Origin of the sequence: Olleya sp. UBA1516 (genome assembly GCF_002323495.1) — a bacterium.
Taxonomy (GTDB): domain Bacteria; phylum Bacteroidota; class Bacteroidia; order Flavobacteriales; family Flavobacteriaceae; genus Olleya.
Genome location: NZ_DCQO01000009.1, coordinates 311545 through 331422 on the forward strand (window position 1 = coordinate 311545; position 19878 = coordinate 331422).

17 protein-coding genes are annotated in these 19878 nt (G+C 30.5%); 4 read left to right on the top strand and 13 right to left on the bottom strand.

From position 1 onward, the window contains the following. Positions 1-8 precede the first annotated feature (8 nt). From B2989_RS05615 to B2989_RS05635, 5 genes are all read right to left on the bottom strand, one after another. Positions 9-3173: an efflux RND transporter permease subunit gene (locus tag B2989_RS05615; RefSeq protein WP_292945400.1), complete on the bottom strand. Its 3165-nt coding sequence runs from the start codon at positions 3171-3173 to the stop codon at positions 9-11. A gap of 61 nt (positions 3174-3234) precedes the next feature. After that, a complete protein-coding gene (locus B2989_RS05620) occupies positions 3235-4251 on the bottom strand; it encodes an efflux RND transporter periplasmic adaptor subunit (protein ID WP_292945403.1) in 1017 nt (338 codons plus the stop codon). A 215-nt stretch (positions 4252-4466) separates the two neighbouring features. Beyond that, positions 4467-5363, bottom strand: coding sequence for a helix-turn-helix domain-containing protein (locus B2989_RS05625; protein ID WP_292945406.1), 897 nt, complete (start codon positions 5361-5363; stop codon positions 4467-4469). A 241-nt stretch (positions 5364-5604) separates the two neighbouring features. Beyond that, positions 5605-6303, bottom strand: a complete 699-nt coding sequence (locus B2989_RS05630) for a LytR/AlgR family response regulator transcription factor (RefSeq protein WP_292945409.1) — start codon at positions 6301-6303, stop codon at positions 5605-5607. After that, positions 6304-7281, bottom strand: a complete 978-nt coding sequence (locus B2989_RS05635; protein WP_292945412.1) for a sensor histidine kinase — start codon at positions 7279-7281, stop codon at positions 6304-6306. It abuts the gene before it with no gap. A 214-nt stretch (positions 7282-7495) separates the two neighbouring features. On the opposite strand from B2989_RS05635, the gene B2989_RS05640 reads away from it, so the two are divergent. Next, positions 7496-8818: a serine hydrolase domain-containing protein gene (locus tag B2989_RS05640; protein ID WP_292945415.1), complete on the top strand. Its 1323-nt coding sequence runs from the start codon at positions 7496-7498 to the stop codon at positions 8816-8818. Positions 8819-9012: 194 nt separating this feature from the next. Here the strand turns inward: B2989_RS05640 and B2989_RS05645 are convergent, their stop codons facing one another. Beyond that, entirely contained in the window at positions 9013-9612 is a 600-nt protein-coding gene (locus B2989_RS05645) for a DUF6642 family protein (protein WP_292945418.1), read from the bottom strand. Positions 9613-9728: 116 nt separating this feature from the next. Then, positions 9729-10967 carry an NAD(P)/FAD-dependent oxidoreductase gene (locus tag B2989_RS05650; RefSeq protein WP_292945421.1) on the bottom strand — a complete coding sequence of 413 codons (1239 nt, stop codon included), beginning with the start codon at positions 10965-10967 and terminating at the stop codon, positions 9729-9731. A gap of 98 nt (positions 10968-11065) precedes the next feature. Between B2989_RS05650 and B2989_RS05655 the strand changes: the two genes are divergently transcribed. Continuing rightward, on the top strand, positions 11066-11428 hold the full coding sequence (locus B2989_RS05655; RefSeq protein WP_292945424.1) for a DoxX family protein: 363 nt from the start codon (positions 11066-11068) through the stop codon (positions 11426-11428). A 3-nt stretch (positions 11429-11431) separates the two neighbouring features. On the opposite strand, the gene B2989_RS05660 is transcribed toward B2989_RS05655, so the two are convergent. The 3 genes from B2989_RS05660 to B2989_RS05670 all read right to left on the bottom strand — a co-directional run bounded on the left by B2989_RS05660 (position 11432) and on the right by B2989_RS05670 (position 13486). Continuing rightward, the gene (locus B2989_RS05660; protein ID WP_292945427.1) at positions 11432-11788 is read right to left on the bottom strand and encodes a DoxX family protein; all 357 of its coding nucleotides are present in this window, start codon (positions 11786-11788) and stop codon (positions 11432-11434) included. A gap of 42 nt (positions 11789-11830) precedes the next feature. Next, positions 11831-11995: a Lacal_2735 family protein gene (locus tag B2989_RS05665; protein ID WP_145001693.1), complete on the bottom strand. Its 165-nt coding sequence runs from the start codon at positions 11993-11995 to the stop codon at positions 11831-11833. 150 nt (positions 11996-12145) lie between these two features. After that, complete coding sequence (locus tag B2989_RS05670) at positions 12146-13486, bottom strand: GAF domain-containing sensor histidine kinase (protein ID WP_292945432.1); 1341 nt, start codon at positions 13484-13486, stop codon at positions 12146-12148. 303 nt (positions 13487-13789) lie between these two features. Here B2989_RS05670 and B2989_RS05675 point away from each other — a divergent pair, with 303 nt between their 5' ends. Continuing rightward, positions 13790-14653: an outer membrane beta-barrel protein gene (locus B2989_RS05675; protein WP_292945434.1), complete on the top strand. Its 864-nt coding sequence runs from the start codon at positions 13790-13792 to the stop codon at positions 14651-14653. A 127-nt stretch (positions 14654-14780) separates the two neighbouring features. Here the strand turns inward: B2989_RS05675 and B2989_RS05680 are convergent, their stop codons facing one another. Then, the gene (locus B2989_RS05680) at positions 14781-15827 is read right to left on the bottom strand and encodes an ArsO family NAD(P)H-dependent flavin-containing monooxygenase (RefSeq protein WP_292945437.1); all 1047 of its coding nucleotides are present in this window, start codon (positions 15825-15827) and stop codon (positions 14781-14783) included. Between the two features lie 55 nt (positions 15828-15882). Next, complete coding sequence (locus B2989_RS05685) at positions 15883-16893, bottom strand: LLM class flavin-dependent oxidoreductase (RefSeq protein WP_292945440.1); 1011 nt, start codon at positions 16891-16893, stop codon at positions 15883-15885. A gap of 228 nt (positions 16894-17121) precedes the next feature. Here B2989_RS05685 and thiE point away from each other — a divergent pair, with 228 nt between their 5' ends. Continuing rightward, complete coding sequence (gene thiE, locus B2989_RS05690; RefSeq protein WP_292945443.1) at positions 17122-17763, top strand: thiamine phosphate synthase; 642 nt, start codon at positions 17122-17124, stop codon at positions 17761-17763. Between the two features lie 96 nt (positions 17764-17859). Here the strand turns inward: thiE and B2989_RS05695 are convergent, their stop codons facing one another. After that, on the bottom strand, positions 17860-19722 hold the full coding sequence (locus B2989_RS05695; protein WP_292945446.1) for an OmpA family protein: 1863 nt from the start codon (positions 19720-19722) through the stop codon (positions 17860-17862). Between the last annotated feature and the right edge of the window lie 156 nt (positions 19723-19878).

Sequence of the window (19878 nt, forward strand, 5' to 3'; positions counted from 1 at the left end):
TAGTTGTGTTATTTTAATCGTTTTTTTAATTTGTGTTTTAAGATGTCTATTTTTCTAGACGTTCTGCTTTTCTTTGGTTTGTAAAGTATAGGTTCAAAAGTTTGTGCATTTGGATGAGGATGTACTTTAGATGCAACTTCAATTTTTACGAATTTGTAATATAGAATAGGTACAATAAATAAGGTCATGACCATAGAAACCAATAAACCAACAGCTAAAACACTACCCAAAGGAGCCCAAAGTGGAGATTTTCCTGCAATCATTGGTACTACACCAATTGCTGCTGCACATGAGGTTAAGAAAATAGGACGCATACGTCTTTTTCCAGCTCCTTTTGCTGCTTCAAGTTTATTGTATCCATGTTCTAGAATCAATTCATCTGCATAATCTACTAGTATAATTCCGTTTCTAACTACAATACCAATCAAACTAATAATTCCCATGAATGCTGTAAATCCGAAAGGGTTTCCTGTAAGGTATAATCCTAAAAAGGCACCTAATAAACTCAATGGAAACGTTGCTAAAACGATTAGTACTTTTACGAAATTTTTAAACTGAAATAGTAACACTAAAAAGATAAGCATGATGCTAATTCCCATTGACGCTCCCATTCCAGGACCAGTTTCATTAATACTTTCAAATTCTCCACCATAGTTAATACTAATACCATCTGGAAGATTTAAAGCTTCAATTTGAGGCATAATTTCAGCTTGAATAGTAGCTGCTTTAATTCCCATTTGCGCTTCCGATCTTACGGTAAGTGTACGTAACCCATTTCTGTGTGCAATAATTCCTGTATGCCATTCTGGAGAAATAGTTGCGACTTCTCTTAAAGGCACTTTGGTTCCTAAAGCTGTTGAAATATTTAAACTTCCTAACTCATCAATGTTTTTTCTGTCGTTTTCATCATATCGCAATAAAATATCAATAGGTTTATCACCTTCATAAATTGTACTTACAGGAAACCCTTTTAATCCTGCGCCTAAAGTTTGCGATACGTTGGTATTAGTCACACCTAACCTATTGGCTACATCATCTTTTAAAGCAACTGTAGCTCCTAAATAATCATCTTGATATGTGGTCCTAATCCAGTTTGTGCCTTCAGCATTTCTAAGAATATCTTCAACTTGTACAGCAACTTCTTTTTGCACGTTCATATCTTCACCAACAATTCTAACTTCTATTGGTGCAGGTGCTTCGTTTAAAGATAATTGACGTACTCTAATGTAACCGTCTGGCACAAAGTTTTTGAATGTCTCTAGATATTCCTGAGCCAATTCGGTTGTTGCATCTTTACCTGTTGTAGTAATAAAAATTTGTGCAAAGTTTTTACGTGGAAATTCTGGTGCGTAGGTAGAATGAAAACGTGGCGAACTTGTACCCACAAAACTGGCTACACCTACTACTCTATCTTCTCCTTCAATTGCTGCCTCTACACGTTGTACAACTGCTTCGGTTTGTTCTAAACTTCCACCATTTGGTAGCCAAACTTCAATATTAAATTGATTTCTTTCTGCTATTGGAAATAATTCTTGTTCTAATTGTGAAGCGACTCCGAAGCCTACGAAAATTGTAAGTAGTCCGATTAACATGGTCAAGTTTGGACTTTTAAAACAACGATCTAACATACTATTGAATACATTTTGTAAACGATCTAGCATGCTATTTTTTTTCTTCTCTTCTTTTTCTGAATCTTTCTTTAAACCCTTTTTAATGAAGATATAACATAAATAAGGTGTTAGTAAAAGAGCTACTAATAACGACGCAAATAAAGCGACCGCAACTGCAACTGGTAATGCTTGAATAAATTCTTTTGAGATTCCGTTTAAGAAAAATGCCAATGGTAAAAATGAGCAAATAATAGCCATAGTTGCAGTAAAAACAGGCACCATTAACTGCGTGGCACTTTGCCAACCAGCAGTCCAAGGATCTTCGCCTTCATCTAGTTTTTCTACATAATTATCTACGACAACAATGGCATCATCAACCACCATACCTAACACAATAATTAAGGCAGCTAGCGTTACTTGATGAATTTCAATTCCCATCATATTTAGTACTCCAAACGTGATAAAAATAGACACAGGAGCAGCAACAGCCGAAACTATTGCAAAACGGAATGGAAGTAAAATAATAACCACCATAATTACAGCTAAAATGGCAATAGCGAATTCTAGCATAAAGTGGCTAATACTTTCTTGTACTACTTCTGGTTGATTTACAATGGTTTGTACATGTACATCGTCTGGTAATTCCTGCTCTATGTTATGTAAAGCAACTTCAACTTTTTCTCCAAATTGTACAATATTGTTTCCTGGTTGCATTTCTATTGCAATCATGGTTACTTTATCGTCGCCAACTTTAATAAAACTTGTGGTTTCTTCATAACGACGTTCAATATTTGCAACATCTTTTAAGCGTACAATCTTTCCTTCTGGTGTGCTGTACACAATTTGATTGCCTAAATCGGTAACATTTTTATATTGATTTTTAGCAAAAACGGATACTTCTGAGTTTTCTAAGGTAATTCCGCCTGCATAATCTGTATTGTTTTGCATTTGAATGACTTGCGCAATACTTGAAAAATCAAAACCATATTGTCTTAATTTTTCATCTTTAACAGTCACATAAATTTGTTCTTTTTGTCCGCCATATCTTTTAATTTTAGAAGTTTCTGGAATGGTTTTCAATCCATCTTCTAACTTATCTAAGTAGGTTTCAAGCTCTGCATAACTTCTGTTAGGAGCCGAAACAGTAATCATTTGCGATACAACATCTCCAAAATCACTATTGACTATTGGTCCAACCATGCCTTTTGGTGTTGCAAAACTTTGTGGGAATGTGGTCATTAATCCACGTTGTAGTGTTGACCAAAACTCATCTGTATTTTTTACATTTTCGTTTAACTCAACTGTAATAACCACTTGTCCTTCAGAAGTATCAGAAAATGTTTTTGCTTTTCTAATTTCCTCGAAACCAAATAAATATTGTTCTAACGGATCTGTTAATTGTCGTTCTACTTGTAACTCGTCTGCACCAGGAAATGCTGCAATAACTAATCCCTTACGTACTGTAATTTGAGGATCTTCACTACGTGCCATTGTGGCTAGCGAGTAAATTCCTAAAATCATAAGAATTGCAGTAAGCACAAGTGTTACCTGATGATATTTCATAGAAGCCTCTATGAAATTTATTTTCACTTTTTTCATTTCTTAAATATCTTTTCAGTTAGAATTAGATGGCAATCGCTTGTCCTTCTTTTACATTTTTTTGTCCTTCAACAAGCACTTTGTCACCTACTTTTAATCCTGAAGTCACGATAATATCGTTGTTTTTAAAACCTCCAACTTCCACTCTTTTTTTGATTGCTTTTCCGTTTTCTGCAACAAATACATAAAGAATATCATTAGCATCTCTAATCACAGACACCGAAGGAATTGTAATTACTTCTACAGGATTTCCTGTATTGATTTCGATAGTGCTAATCATTCCTGGTAACAATTCATTATCCTTATTATCTAAGCGCACTTTTACATTAAATGTTCTAGTAAGCGCATCTGCACTCGGATTTAAAATATCTATTTTCCCTTTGAAAGATTTGTTTAATGATGCAATAGAAATGGTTGCTTCCGTACCAATTTTAAGTTTAGAAATTTCAGACTCTGTTATAGATGCTTTTGCATATACTTTATCTGTTTTCATTAAGGTAAATGCAGGAATACTTGGTGCGGCAGTGGCGCCAATTTCAGTAATTTTAGCAGTAATAATTCCTGTAAAAGGTGCATATAATTTGCTGTCAGATAAATTTTTACCAGCCATACTTTTATTCGCTTTTGCCTGTGCAACAGCTACTTTTGCGGTAATAAAATCACGTTCTGGTAAACTTCCTTTTTTGTACAGACCGTTTAATCTGTTAAAATTATCATTGTCTTGTTCTAAACTTGCTTCAGCAATATAAAATGCGTTTTGATATGTAGTTGCATCTATAGATGCTAATAATTGTCCTTTTTTAACACGTTGACCTTCCTCTACAGCAACATGAGATACACGTCCTTGTACTGCAAAACCAATGGAAACAATATTATCTGCTTCAATGGTTCCGCTGTAGTTTAGTATTTCGTTTTCTGAGGTGGTTTTTATCTCTAAAACAGTTGCCTTTTGAATTGGTTCGTTTGTTTTAGTTTCTTTTTTTTCGCTGGAACAACTTGCTAATAATAGAACAAGAACAGTTGCAGTAATTAAATGTTTCATAGATTTCTCCTTTATTTGTGTAATTTTTGTTTAGTTATTTTTACACTGCAAAATTGCTTCTAAAAGAGATATTACAAAAGGTCTATAAATTGAATAAATTGGTCTAAAACAGTTATTTTAAAATTACAATAATTCTGAAAAAGGTTGAATTTCGTAGTTTAAAGAACTAAATATGAATAATTTTAGTCTAAAAACGCTATTAAAACAATGAATATTTAGTGTGCTTTCCGGAAAGCTGTTGGAGATAAACCTGTATGTTTTTTGAAAAATTTACCAAAGAAGGATTGATCGCTAAATTTAAGTTCTTCTGCAATTTCGGCAATACTTAAGGTTGGTTTGTTTAATAAAAGTTTAGCTTCTAAAATCACAGCTTCATCTATTAATTGATTGGCTGTTTTACCTGAAACCTCTTTTAATACTTTAGATAAATAACCTGAAGTAATGCAAAGTACATCTGCATAAAATTGAACGCTTCTTTCACTCTTAAAATTTTCATTTAAAAGGTCTAAAAAGCGAATCATGAAATCTTCTTGTCTAGACAAACTAGCTTCTAAATCAGGGAATTCTCTTTTATAAATAGAGGCATAATGGTATAACAGTAATTTAAACGAAGATTGTAACAACTCTTCTTTATAGGCTTTTTTTTCTAATGAAAAGCGTTGGTTTCGTTCTAGTATTTTTGCTAAAGCGATTGATGAATTCATCTCTTCATCAGATAATTTTAACTTTGGAATGTTATTTCCTGTAAAAAACTCAAAAGCATCATGATCTTCTTTTTTAAATCCGTTACTTAAAATAAAATCTACTGTAAAACTTACAGAAATCATGCTTATTTCTGGACTCATTTCACGAATATGCGCTACCACTTGAGGCTTAGCAACAATCATTTCGTTTTTTTTAAGTGTATGTCTGATTAAGTTAAGTTGTAATGTTAAACTACCTGAAACTAAGAGAAACAAGCAATAACTATCCGTTCTGAAAGGGTAAGTAATTGGAATTTTTTCGAATCTATTTTGAGAAATATGAATATGTAAACTATTACCTTGATTAGAATCTCCAAGGATTTCAATAAGATCACTTATGGTATGATTTATTATAGATGAATCTTTCAATAGTTGAAAATGATAATTTTAATGGCTTCAAATATAATATTAAATTTTCTGAACTAGCTTTATTCAAAAAATTAGACACATTTGAGATTGGTTTCCTTCAAAACGCATTCTACTAGGGTACTAACGTCATTTAGCAAAAAGGATGTTCCATTAAAATTATGTAGCTGCAACTTTGCATAAATTTAATACGTTTTGCAAATATTATTAGAAATTAGATTTATTTATTAAAATTTAGAAAATCTTAAATGCTATCTAAAACACTTTTCCGATAAGATTTTCCTATTTGTAACTTTGTATTATTTTGAAGGACTACTTGATTACCATCAATCAATTTTAACTGATTAAAATTTATGATACATGATTTATGAATCCTTATAAAATGATTTGGAAGTTTTTCTAAAAATTCGGTTAGTGTTTGTGGTGTTAAAATCATTATATCTGTAAAAATCTTGATATAATTACCATACGCTTCAATATGATTAATTTGATCAAAATCTATTTTAATAATTTTTTTGTCACTTTTCACAAATATTGATTGTGGAATTTCTTGTTTTGGTATTGTCGTAGTTTCAGGCTTTGAGACTTCTTTTTGAGGCACTTTGTTTACAGCTTGTAAAAAACGTTCTAGAGAGAAAGGTTTTAATAAATAATCTGTTACAGATAGTTCAAACCCTTCAATAGCGTATTCTGGATAGGCAGTCGTTATAATTACAGACGGTTTTTGCTGCATCGTTTTTAGCAAACTTAAACCAGAAAGCTTAGGCATATTAATGTCTAAAAATAAAATATCCACAGTCTTAGTTTGCAATATTTCAAGTACTTCAAAAGCATTTTTACAAGACGCTATAATTTTTAAATTAGGAATTGCTTGAATATAATTTTCCAAAATTTGACGTGCTATAGGTTCGTCATCTGCAATAATACATTGTAAATTTTTCATCTAAACATTTATTATTAATTTGGTATTATAGCTTTTATCATTATCAGTAATGGTTAGCTGATATTTTTCTGGATACATTAAAGATAATCGTTTAGTAGCGTTTTTTAAGCCAATACCACGCTTTCCTTTTTCAAAATCATTTTGCTTTATGCTGTTTTTATCAAAAGTATTATTACATATAAATGTTAATTTTTTATCATCTGCCACAACAGAAACTAAAACCTTACTTTCTCCATTTGTCAAGGTTCCTAAATGTTTAAATGCGTTTTCAACAAAGACAATTAATAACATAGGAGCTATTTTTTTTGAGGAAATCGATCCTGATTTTATAAATTCAATTTCGGTTTTGTCTTCTAATCGGATTTTCTCTAAAGACATATAGTTTTCCAAATAAGTAATTTCTTTTTCTAATGGGACTAAAGTGTCTTTTGTTTCATATAAACTATAACGTAATAAGTCTGATAATTTCAACATTAGATTTGGCAATTTATCCGATTTTACAACTGCTAAGCCATATAAATTATTTAATGTATTGAATAAAAAATGTGGATTTAATTGTGCTTTAAGTAAATTTAATTCGGCTTCTTTTTCCTGATGACGTCTAATAAAATTATCTCTTACCAATTTTATAGATGAAGCAAAAATTAGTGCTAAAACCAATATTCCAAAAAAGTTAATAAACATTCTTATTTCAAACTCTTGGTTATCTACCGTTTTAATAAGTAAAACAGAAATTATAGTAAAACACAGCGTATTTAAAATAAAATACAAAAGAAATAATGCACGATTTTGTTTAAAATAAGGTAGTATTACAAGGTTGTTTATGTATACAGCTGGTGCCAACAGTAATATGGAAAACAGTGCTACTTCTACCCTATTGCTATTGGATATAACCGTTAGTAAAATTAAAAAGAAGAAAACCCAAATAAAGAGGTTTTGTACTATTTTATTATCTATCCAAGACTCTAATTTTGACATTTTATTACATTAATTATCTAATCAAAAATACTATTTCATCTAAACATCTCTGTTTTATAATGATGAAAGTTGCTTAAATAAGTGTAAACCACTCTTTTTTAATGATAATAGGTCTTTTTACCGTTGTCATTTTATCAGACCTGTTTGTCATTCTTTTTTTTAGATATTGAAGAATTAAGAGAGTTTTGAGGTATAATTTAAAAATAGATATCACATGAAAACTTTACAACAATTAACACTATTACTATTTGTACTTATTCAAAGTATGTCTTTTGCTCAGGAAGACAAATTAGACCTTATTAATCAAAAATTTAATCCCTTGTTAACCCAACAAAAGAAAGGTGTTGCTATACTAATAAAAAAAGATTCTGAGATAAACACATTAAGTCTTGGTAACTTTAACTTACATGAAAATCATGTTTTTAATATTGGTAGTGCATCAAAAACCTTTACTGCTATTTTATTGCTTCAAGAAGTAGAAAAAGGAACAATAAAACTAAGTGATAGTATAGGTATGTATTTGACACCATTAAAAAATGTAGATAATGGATTAACTATCCAACAATTACTAACTCATGAGAGTGGATTGGATGAAGTTATAGGAAAAAACATCCAAGATGCATTTTATGCTAAAAATGATTCTGTTTATAATATTGATCTTTTAAATCAAATAGAACAGAACAATCCAAAAATGATAGGTAAGTATGATTATTGTAATACAAACTACTTGTTATTAGGCAGAATTATTGAAAAAATAACAGATCAAAGTTATTTTGATTTGGTTAGAGCGCGCATCATTATTCCTTTAAAAATGAATAATACCTACCCTTATTTACACAAAGGTTTACCTAATTTAGCAACACCTTACCATCAAGAAAAAGATGTTACAGCGTATTTGAATTATAAGTTTTTTGCAAATATTGCAAATTCAGCAGGAAGTATAGCGTCTACATTATCTGATATGGAATTGTTTTACACCTCTTTATTTGAAACCGATATTTTACTTAAAAAAGAAACAGTACAGCAAATGATGGTATCAGGAAATGAGAATTATGGTTTCGGAATTATGAAATCTAATAATGCTAACGAAAAATTATTTGGACATGGAGGAAATAACATAGGCTATGCTTTTAGAAATGCTTATAATCCTAAAACTAAAAACTTGTTTTTAATGTTTAGTAATACCATGAGTATACCGTTTGAAAAGACTTTAAAAGATGATTTATTAGCGTATTTGAGTAATGAAAAAATTGAAAAATTTAAGACCGTTAATATTGATAATTTTAAAAAATATACTGGTAAATATTTGCTTAAAGAAGCAAATTTAACACTAGAAATAATTGAAGAAAACACGAAGTTGTATTTAGTAGTGGAAGCACAAGGCGTTAAAAGTGAATTGACCCAAAAAAATGAGACCACACTTTATGACACTGTAGTTGGTGCAACTTTAGAGATTATAAATGGTAATGAAAAAGCTTTAACATTTTCGCAAAATGGATTTACCACAACCATAAATAAAATTAGTCCTAAGAATTAAATTTTGAAACTATATATTCAAAATCCACCTTATAAATTTCCCCAAAAAAGTAATATTAGAAATATTAGCTTTAAAGAGTAGCACGATTTTATAAACAAAAACAACATTGTAAAAACCCTAACTATATGTAAAATTAGTTAGGGTTTTTAAATTAAGACAGTGCGTCTATTTGTTTTAATAATACATTGTTAATCTTAATAATATAATCTAAAATCAAGTAGTTTGCATAGTTTGTAATGTCTTTGATGCAGCTCTTCGACGACGTCAAACATATTATCATCTTCTTTAAATAAGTTAAAAAAGGCTATATCAAGGTTTGAACTTGTAATTCCGTTGGATTCATAACCATAACCAGAGATAGCTTTTGCTCCAGTAATATCTAAAAAATATTGTGCTTCTTCTTCATCTAAATCCAACACTTTAGCATTGGAAAAATGTAGAATCTTGCCTTGTAATCGTCCTTCAAAAAGCTCTGCAACTTCCTGTAAACTATAATTATAATCGTTTAGAATAATACTATTAGCTTCGCCTGGAATTACTAGATAGATTATTTCATAATCATTAAAGTTATGATCGTCCAAGACCAATGCATTTAGGTTAGATTCTAAACCTTCAATAGAGTCGCATGTGTTATAAATACTGGCAACACCATACTGTGATGTTAATAAGTCTAGTTTGTTTTGCGTTTCTGTTACAGTTTCAATCTCTTCATCTTCAACTGCTTCAAGACAGTAAATAAAATAGTCTGTATCTAATACTTGTGTTTGTGGTAATTGCTGTTTTTTATCTAACAAATCTTATTTTTTATACTTAATATATTGACTACAAAAATAATACATATCTTCTGTTTTTTAGGTGATTTTAACTTAGTCATAAGACTACTTAAAACTTTAAACTTTAGAACATACGATTATAAATTATCCAAAACACCAAGTGCAGCCTTCTCTCCTGCTATCATAGCAGCATTTAAAGACCCATTTAATTGTACATCTCCTGCCAGAAAAATTGTATCAGTCAAACACGTTTGTGATGGTAAAAGGTTGTACTGTAAATTTTGTAATTTAGGTAAAGACACTGGGATTTTATAATGCTTGATAAGTTTAATGACATCAATACCACAATACTGTTTTAATTCGCTTTGAACACGTTGTATCAATTTATCTGAAGACAAGTTTTGATTATCTACAACAGTAACAGATAGCAACTCCTTATTACCCTTTAAATCGGATTCAAGGCTAGTGTGATAAAAAATGTTATTTATTACTGAATTTTTTTCAGGGATTAATCCAATTAAAGGTTTATTAATAACTCTACTTTCAGTTTCAAAATACAAAGTATCACAGCTTTGCCAGTCTATTACTTTTTTGTTTAGTTTGTTTACTAATTTAGTAGGTTCTGTTGCTATAATGGTAAAATCACTTTTAATCTTTTGCCCATCTTCAAGAGTTATTTCGCTATCATTAACAGTTGCCACTTTTGTATTAAATTTAAACGTGGTACGCTTTAAATTATTTGATAGTTGTTTTGGTATGGCTTGCATTCCTCCTTTTGGCAACGCTGCATCACCTTCACCAAACATTTTATATACAAATTCAAACATCCTGCTAGAGGTTTCTAATTTGTTTTCTAGAAAGATTCCGCTAAAAAAAGGATTAAAAAAGTCATTTATCATTTTTGAAGAAAAACCAAAATCTATTAAATAGGTTTTTGTGGTTTGTTCTTTGCTTGAAAATATTTCTGAAAGTGATTTTTTCTTTAATTTAATATTAAGTTTCAGAATCTTAAATTTATCAGAAAGGGTTCCTACTCTAGCAAATACCGTCGATAATAATAATGACTTATCTCTAAGAGGATCTCCAATACTATTTTGTTTTCCATTTTTGAAAATTGAAGCTCCTGGAATAAACGTTTGTAATTGTAAGGCTTCAAGATTAAGATATTTTTGTGCAGCAGGATAAGCAGTTAATAATACCTGAAAACCATGATCTAATTGATAACCTTCTACAATATCTGTTTTTACTCGGCCTCCAACCCTATCAGTCGATTCAATAATAACAGGAGATAATCCATTTTTTTCTAAAACCGTTGCAGCAATTAAACCACTAATTCCGGCACCAATTATATGTATTTTATAATCCTGTTTTTTCACTTTACTATTTTGTTTAATTATTTTAACGTAAAGATAAACAAAATTTGTATTTTTGAGATAAGCTAATCTAGTTATAAATCAATAAAACCTTCATTATCATGAATTATATAATTATTGCTCTTCAAATTATAGTAGGTATAAGTATACTTAACGTATGGCTAATACAATATAATAAAGCAACAAAATGGCGAGGCGGAAATGCAAAAACTTTATTGGAAGAATTTCGTGCTTATGGACTATCAAAGCAAATGTGTTACATCGTTGGTATTTTTAAGGTAACTCTTGCTGTTTTATTACTTTGTGCTATTTGGTTTCCTGTTTTAAAACAGCCATCAGCATTAGGATTAGCTGTACTTTTATCGGGATCTGTTGTAATGCATTTTAAGATAAATGATCCATTGATAAAATCTTTTCCTGCAACGTTGTTTTTAACCTTATGCCTAATTATTGCTTTTATTTAAAGTCTAATACGAAGTAATTTTGTAATAATATTCTACACAAATATATAAGTTTATAAGTGCAAAGATTAACGATGGTAAGGCTTGTGCTATACTGTCTTTTATTTTTATCCTAACTATAAACCCTGACAACATTAAAATTGTTAATCCAGCAGAAGCTATTAATGTTAGTATTGGAGACAGGAAAAAACCTAAAATTAAGCCTAAAGCTCCTAATATTTGTAAAATGCCTGTTAGGACTCTTTGTTTGTCTAAGCCAAATCTTTTAAACTCGTCTTTCATTTTCAGAGAAGACAGGCAATTAATACCATAAAATAAAAAGGCACAACTAGATAGTAGTATTGCTAAATTTAAAAGACTCATTTAAATTACATTATAAAATGCTTAATAAAAAAGCTAGAAACCTTAATTAAGTTTTTCTAACTGTTTCATAACTTCTTCAGCTTCAAACGTTTTTTGGTCACTTAGTTTTCTGTTGGTAGTAGATAACGTGTGGGCTTCTTTTAAAAGCGTTTCATATTTAGCTTGTAATTTTTCTTTTTCTGATTTCTTTTTAAATATTCCGAACATATCGTTATTATTTAGTGTCTTTTGTATCTATTAGTTTTAATTATGTGAAGATACAAAATGTTTAACAATACACTTGTAAGGTTAAACAAAATTAACAAATAATAATATCACTTATTGCGCAATCCATTTTTTATCAAAAAAGAAATTGGGCTAGTTTTTTAATAACGTAAAATAAAAAGTGGTTCCAACACCTTCTTGACTATCAACCCAAATAGCCCCTTTATAGTAAGTAATTATTTTTTTTACAATGGACAAACCTATACCAGAGGATGATCCTGTACTTTCTAATTTAGTAAAGACTTTAAAAATTTTGTCGTAATAATCAGATTTAATACCAATACCATTGTCTTTGACAAAAAACTGATAATGATCATCTTGATCTGTGTAACCAACTTGTATACTTCCTTTTTCTGGATTACCATATTTTATGGCATTTTGTATCAAATTTTGAAACACTTGTTTAAATCGCCAAGCATTACCATATATACTAGGTAAGTTTGGTTGTACTGTTATGGTAACGTAAGTTGGTACTAATAGTGTTTGTATAACTTCGTCTACGATTACATTAAAATCAATAGATTTATCTTCTGCCTCAAGTCTGTCAATGGTTGAGTAATCTAAAATTCCTTTGATTAAAAAATCCATCTTTTCTACATTAAACAACACTTGATGTAATGGTGTTAATGCTACATCCTCCAATATATCTTTATGGTCATCCATAAACCAACTTATTAGCGTATGGATATTTATTAATGGTGCTTTTAAATCGTGTGATACAACATGAGCATATTCATTTAACTCTTCATTTTGACGTGATAAAAACTGTAATAATTCTTCTTTTTTAACCTCTTGCTCCTTAAGACGTTCTTCATTTTCCTTTCGTTGAATAATATTTACAAGCATGTTAGCAAATACAAAAAGGATATCTTTTTCTTGATCATTAAATTTATTGATTTGTTTAACGGAGTCAAATCCTATAAAACCTATCAATTCTTTGTTTTTAAACTTAGGTATCGTTATTAAGCTTCTAATGCCTTGTGGCTCTAAAACAGCACGTAAACCATGCTCGCCATCTTTTGGTAACAAACTGACATCTTCCACAAAAAAGGCTTCCCCTTTTTTATGTGCTTCAACCCATTGCGGAAAATAATCTAATGGGACTTGCTGTAAATTATCCAATTCTGGTTCAATACCTTGTGCACACCACTCATAAGTATTAGACGTCGTGTTGTCTATAAAATTGTATGAAAAAATGTAACTTCTGTCAGACTCTACAAACTCGCATATTTGTTGTAAAGAAGTATTAATTAAATTATCAATGTCCGATAAATCAGAGTTAATATATTGTGTAGATATACTAATTAATAACTCTTGAAAACGAATTTGTCGCTCTATAATTTTATCTTTTTCTAATTGTTTTAAATAATTTAATTTATTGGTTTTAAGTTGTTCTGAGTGGGTTCCTAAAGGGTCTTGATAATCATTTTTCATAGCACTAATCAGAATTTTAAATGTGGTTAAGTTAGTTTGGTTTTACTAATATAATATTTACATTTTTAAAACTAATATTATCCATGTTCAAATTAACATTTTTTTTCCTACAATCTTTTAACGACGCTAGTTGACTTAAGTATTTGATTAGCAAATTAGTCCGTATTTACACCAAGAGATTAACTATTTTTAAAGCTACTTTGTATAAAAATCAAGTATATTTGTACAGATTGAAATTGAAGTAAAATAGCTGTAAATTCAATCTTACTTTTTTACATAAAATAATTTTCAAATCAAACAATTATGAAACAATTTGGAATAGTGTTAACAGCACTATTAATTAGTGGTCTATCATTTGCTCAATTAGAAGTCTCTTTAAGTACAGGTTATGCTGTTGGAAGTGCTGGAATGAAATTAGGAGAATCTATTAACCTATCAGAAACAGAAAACGCTTATGGTAGTTATGGTGAAGGTGCAAACGTGCAATTAAGAGGTACTTATTATTTTAATGAATCTTTTGGTGTAGATTTAGGTTTAGGATACTTACATGGTACAGACCAAACGGTATCTGAAATTAGCGTACCAAACCGTGAAGTAGATGCTGTTGCTAGAGCTCGTGCTTTTGGAGCATCAACATCTATTGTCTATAAATTTACAAACAATATTTATGGTCGTTTTGGTGCTTTATTAAAATTAGGTGGAAAAACTGAAGCTGTAGTCTATGATAAGTCAACACTTAGTCAAGCTGAAGCTGATGGTTTTGGAATCCCTTTAGGGTCTTATTCTGAGACAAATTATAAAGAAGATTTTCATGGACATTTTCCGTTAGGATTTGTAGGTGCTTTAGGTTATAAATTTAATTTAAATGATAACTTAAATTTATTTGTTGAAGCTGAGTATTACGGAATTAGCTTAAAGCGTAAAGATTCTGAAATTACTGAATTCAATACAGACGTAGTATTACCTGATGGTACTGTTGCATTTGCTGGTTTTTACAATATAGATAATTTACCAAATGGTTATAATAAAGAAACAACTTATGTTGATAATTTATCTAATACAAATACGGATTCATCTAGAAAATTATCTCAAAAAGTACCTTATTCGTCATTCGGAATTAACTTCGGAATTACTTATAAATTTAAAAGTAATTCTAAAAAACAATAAGTCTTTTAGATAGTATATATTAAAAAAACAAAGCCTATTAAAACGTGATTTTAATAGGCTTTTTTATGCTGAAAATTTAAAATCTTTTAATTTGAAATACAAAATTACTTGATTGAAAATTATAATGTTAAGATCTTAAAATCGAAACTATATTATTAACAGTATGCCTTGCTGTTTTGCCGACTCCGTAAATAGTCGCAGATGCAAATCCAGTCCAACTACCATAACCAACTAACCATAAATTTGGTAACTTTTTACACTTTGTATAACTGGTTTCTATTTTATTATTTTCAATAATATCCAAGGACTCTAAATGTTTTAAGTTTGCCTTAAAACCAGTGCACCAAATCACTGCGTCAAATGCAGTTTTATCTCCATTATCCCAAACAACTCCATTGTCGTAAAAAGAAGAAAAAGGGCGTTTAGACGTTAGTACACCTCTACCTCTAGCCTCTTTTACGCTTTGTACCATGACAATATCACTTAATGATGTTTTTAAACCAGCATTAGTATTACCTGTTTTTCCATAAAACTTATCTGTAGCATCATTAAATAAATAGCGTCCATCAATATCATCAGGTAAAAAATTAGGCTCAGTTATAGTAACCCATTGGGTTTTTGCAACTTTAGAAACTTCTGCTAAAACTTGTGCTCCCGAGTTTCCGCCTCCTATTATTAATACACTTTTGTTATTATAGGAATCTGCATTTTTATATTGTGAAGAATGTATCATGGTTCCTAAAAACAATGCTTGCTTAGGATATGTTGGTATAAAAGGGTTTTGTGCAGTTCCTGTAGCACTAACTAAGGTTTTACAGTAATACGTTCCCGTATTTGTTTCAAGTTTATAGCCAAACGCTGTTTTATGTACAGTGGTTACTTTAGTACTCCTTTTAATATTTAAATCGTAACGTTTTTCATATTGTTTTAAATACTCAATAAAACTAATTTTACTAGGATATTCGGTTTCGCCTTCAGGCATTCCCCAACCTGATAACGAGCTGAATTGTGTTGGAGAAAACAACTTTAAACTGTCCCAAGTATTTGTCCATGATCCACCTGCTTGATCTTGATCGTCCAAAACTAAATATTCAATTTTATAACGTCTTAAAAAATAGGCAACAGACAAACCTGCCTGACCACCACCAATAACAAGTGTTTCGTATATTTTCATTAAAACTAAAAGATTAATTAGTAAAGCTTCATCAATAAATGTACAACAATTAGTGCTAATCAGTATTTAGCTCATCCATAATTTCTGCAAATAATTGATACGATTTAATACGGTCGTTAATATCATAAATATTAGTAACAGCAATAAGCTCGTCAGCTTTAGTCTGCTCCATAAATGCTTTAATTTTAGGCTTTACAGTATCTTTGCTACCAATAAAAGAATACTTTAACATTTGATGTACCTGAGGATTTTTTAAAATCTCTTTGTAATACTCTGTCATCTCTGTTGGTGGTTGCACTGCTTGTCTTTTGCCTGTAAACAAGCCAACAATCATGCTAATTAATGACGTAGATAGACGCTCTGCTTCTTGATCAGTATCTGCAATAATAATGTTTACACCAGCAATAACATAAGGTTTTTGCAACACTGATGAAGGCTGAAATTTAGTTCTATAAATATCTAAAGCATCCCATAAATAAGTTGTCGCAAAGTGACTTGCAAATGCATAAGGTAATCCCTTTTTAGAGGCTAAATGTGCACTATCTGTACTTGATCCTAAAATGTAAATAGGAACAGTCACACCTTCTGCAACCGTAGCTCTAACTTTAGATGTTGCATTATCTTCAGAAAAATATTGCTGAATTTGTCCTACCATATTAGGAAATGCGTGTGCAGCTTCCATAAAATCAGATCTAATAGCTTCAGCTGTTTCACGATCTGTTCCAGGTGCTCTACCCAAACCTAAATCAATACGGTTAGGATATAAAGTGGCTAATGTACCAAACTGCTCTGCTACGATTAATGGCGAATGATTTGGTAACATAATTCCTCCAGATCCAATAATTATTGTTTTGGTGCCTTGTGCAACATAACCAATTAAAATTGAGGTTGCACTACTACCTATATTGGGCGAGTTATGGTGTTCTGCCAACCAATATCTTTTATAACCAAAGTCTTCCGCTTGTTGCGCTAAATATAACGCATTATCATAGGTTTGCTTTAGTGTATGATCTTGAGACACTAACGCTAAATCTAAAATAGAATATGATGTTTTTTGAGTTTTCATAGTTTATATATGTGCTATTATAAGTCTGTTTTAGACCTTAAATATTACAACTACAAAGTTACATAACATAGTACTGCTAAGGTTGTATGCATCTATTAAACTTTTGCTAAAGCCTTCTTAATAAATTATAATAGTTGTGCGCATTAAGAAAGACTTAAGTGTTTATAATAGTTGTATTTTTGTGTTTTAATATCCAAAACACGGTTGTAACAAGAAAGTTTTAAATACATGATTATACCTAAACTACATTATATAACGCAAGGCGAAACTACTAAACAAATTTTAGAAAATGTCCAAAAGGCATGTACTTCTGGTGCAGAATTAGTACAATTACGTTATAAAAATGTGTCTGAAAAAAAGTTTTTAAAATTGGCTGAAGCGGTTATAAAAATAACATCCCATTATCAGACAAGATTAATTATAAATGACCATTATAAAATAGCTAAAACTATTAAAGCAGATGGAGTCCATTTAGGACCTTCAGACACTTGTCCAACTATTGCTAGAAAACACTTATATACTTGGCAAAGTATTGGAGGTACTGCTAATACTTTAGAAGACTGCGAAACTTTAATCACTAAAGAAGTTGATTATATTAGTTTGGGACCTTTTAGATTTACTGATACTAAAGCCAATGTAGGACCAATTCTAGGTTTAGAAGGTTATACTGCAATTATGGATGTATTAAATACAACAACGCCAATTATTGGTGTTGGAGGAATTACAACTTCAGATATTGAAGCTATTTTAAAAACGGGAATTTCTGGAGTAGCTGTTTCTAGTCAAATTACTAAAAACTTTGATAGTATAAAAACATTTAACCAATTGCTTAAAGCATCTGTTATAGCAGAACAACGTCATACTTTTTAATAATTTATAATAACATTAAGTTTTATAAAACAAAAAAGCTATCATAATTTTAATTATGATAGCTTTTTTTTAAGTTGTAATTTAAGGATTAACTAATTAGTTAATCTTAATAGTTAATACACCTCTTCTGTTTTCTGCTCTACCAGCAGCAGTTGTATTAGTAGATGCTGGTTGCGTCTCTCCTACTCCTGTAGTCGTAATAACATCTGAAGCTAATCCTTTAGATACTAAGTAATCTTTAATAGTTTGCGCTCTTTTTACAGATAGGTTGTAGTTATAGTTAACACCACCTTTGTTATCTGCATGACCAACTATAGACACGTTGTATGAAGCATCTTTTGTCATATCTGTAGTTAATTGATCTAAGATTATTTTAGCATTTAAATCAAGCTCTGCACTATCATAAGCAAAATATACTTTTCTTTCGCCTTCAATAGGGTTAGCAACTGGCTTAACGTCTTTAACAACAACAGGACAACCGTTATCTGTACCTTTTACCTCAGGACAGTTATCTTTATTATCAGGGAAACCGTCACCATCAGTATCTGGACATCCACCAAATTCAACAAGACCTTTTACTTCAGGACATAAATCGTCTTTATCAGCAACACCATCACCATCTGTATCAGGACATCCACCAAGACTAGCTAATCCTGCAACTTCTGGACAAACATCATACTCGTTTGGTACACCATCTCCATCAATATCATTATTTACCTCTTCCTTAGCGTTTCCATTTCCTAATTTATACACGATACCTAAGCTATGTGCAAAATGTTTTGGTAAGTAATCTTTAAACGCATGCTTGTATGTGGTTTGTAAGTTTAATCCAAAATCATCATTGATACTATATTTTAAACCAACTGCACCATTAACAGTACCTGCACCAACTAAATCTGAACCGTTTGCTGCATAAGATGTATTATAAGGACCTTCTTCAATCCAAGTATAACCACCACCAACTGCTAAAAATGGTTGTAAATCGTTTTTACCAAATGCATAGTTAATCATACCATCTAAACCGTAATACTTAAGGTTGTCTACTAAAACGCTTTCATCTGCACTACCTAAATCACCCCATTTAGTTAACTCATTTAAAGTCCCTCTTGCAGTAATAGATAAGTTTTTATTGAAATTTTTAGTTACACCAACATATACACCTAAATTCCAGTGATCGTTAAGGTTAAAAAATTCGTCAAAATAATCACCTTGTGGCGCATTTTCTCCAACAGGATAAACATCAATAGCACTTACACCAGTTTCAAAAGACCAACGTTTGTCGTTTTTAGAATCTGTAACTGACATGTCAGCACTATTTTCTTCCTTAATAGTATCTTGATTTAAGCTATAAACTAAACCTAAACTGTGTGCCCAATGTTTAGTTAAATAGTCCTCAAATGAGTGTTTATATGTAGTCTGTAAGTTAATACCAAATCTATTAGAAACGTTATAACGTAATCCTAAAGCTCCATTTACAGTACCAGCACCAACTAAGTCTGATCCGTTAGCAGCAAAAGAAGTATTGTATGGACCTTCTTCAATCCAAGTGTAACCACCACCAACTGCTAAAAAAGGTTGTAATTTACCTTTACCAAAAGCATAATTGATCATAGCGTCTAAACCATAATATTTAAGGTTATCCACTAATACACTTTCATCAGCAGCACCTAAATCACCCCATTTGCTAATTTCGCTAAAAGTACCTCTAGCAGAAAGTGATAAGTTATTATTAAAGTTTCTAGTAATCCCAACATAAACACCGTAATTCCAGTGATCGTTAAGATTTAAAAATTCGTCTAAATAATCTCCTTGAGGAAAATCTTCTCCTACAGGATAAACATCAATTGCAGTAAAACCAGTTTCAAAAGACCAAGTCTTTTCTGTGTTTTGTGCAAAAGAAAATTGCATACTAAATACTAGTATAAGTGTTAATGATAAAATGTTGTAATACTGTTTCATATTCAAATTATTTTTTATTTTAAAAATTAATTAAGCCGGCAAATTAACAACAATTGAAATCAATAAAAGACAAAAATTTTATTGAAATAATTAGCTGTCAAAACCCACAATTATCGAAATAATAATGTTTTTGAATTAGAGTGTAGAATCGTTAAT

What these genes read in the sequence shown, in the direction of transcription:
- B2989_RS05615 (WP_292945400.1), bottom strand. Translation starts at nt 3,173, where the DNA reads ATGAAATATCATCAGGTAACACTTGTGCTTACTGCAATTCTTATGATT.
- B2989_RS05620 (WP_292945403.1), bottom strand. Translation starts at nt 4,251, where the DNA reads ATGAAACATTTAATTACTGCAACTGTTCTTGTTCTATTATTAGCAAGT.
- B2989_RS05630 (WP_292945409.1), bottom strand. Translation starts at nt 6,303, where the DNA reads ATGAAAAATTTACAATGTATTATTGCAGATGACGAACCTATAGCACGT.
- B2989_RS05635 (WP_292945412.1), bottom strand. Translation starts at nt 7,281, where the DNA reads ATGTCAAAATTAGAGTCTTGGATAGATAATAAAATAGTACAAAACCTC.
- B2989_RS05640 (WP_292945415.1), top strand. Translation starts at nt 7,496, where the DNA reads ATGAAAACTTTACAACAATTAACACTATTACTATTTGTACTTATTCAA.
- B2989_RS05655 (WP_292945424.1), top strand. Translation starts at nt 11,066, where the DNA reads ATGAATTATATAATTATTGCTCTTCAAATTATAGTAGGTATAAGTATA.
- B2989_RS05660 (WP_292945427.1), bottom strand. Translation starts at nt 11,788, where the DNA reads ATGAGTCTTTTAAATTTAGCAATACTACTATCTAGTTGTGCCTTTTTA.
- B2989_RS05665 (WP_145001693.1), bottom strand. Translation starts at nt 11,995, where the DNA reads ATGTTCGGAATATTTAAAAAGAAATCAGAAAAAGAAAAATTACAAGCT.
- B2989_RS05670 (WP_292945432.1), bottom strand. Translation starts at nt 13,486, where the DNA reads ATGAAAAATGATTATCAAGACCCTTTAGGAACCCACTCAGAACAACTT.
- B2989_RS05675 (WP_292945434.1), top strand. Translation starts at nt 13,790, where the DNA reads ATGAAACAATTTGGAATAGTGTTAACAGCACTATTAATTAGTGGTCTA.
- B2989_RS05680 (WP_292945437.1), bottom strand. Translation starts at nt 15,827, where the DNA reads ATGAAAATATACGAAACACTTGTTATTGGTGGTGGTCAGGCAGGTTTG.
- B2989_RS05685 (WP_292945440.1), bottom strand. Translation starts at nt 16,893, where the DNA reads ATGAAAACTCAAAAAACATCATATTCTATTTTAGATTTAGCGTTAGTG.
- thiE (WP_292945443.1), top strand. Translation starts at nt 17,122, where the DNA reads ATGATTATACCTAAACTACATTATATAACGCAAGGCGAAACTACTAAA.
- B2989_RS05695 (WP_292945446.1), bottom strand. Translation starts at nt 19,722, where the DNA reads ATGAAACAGTATTACAACATTTTATCATTAACACTTATACTAGTATTT.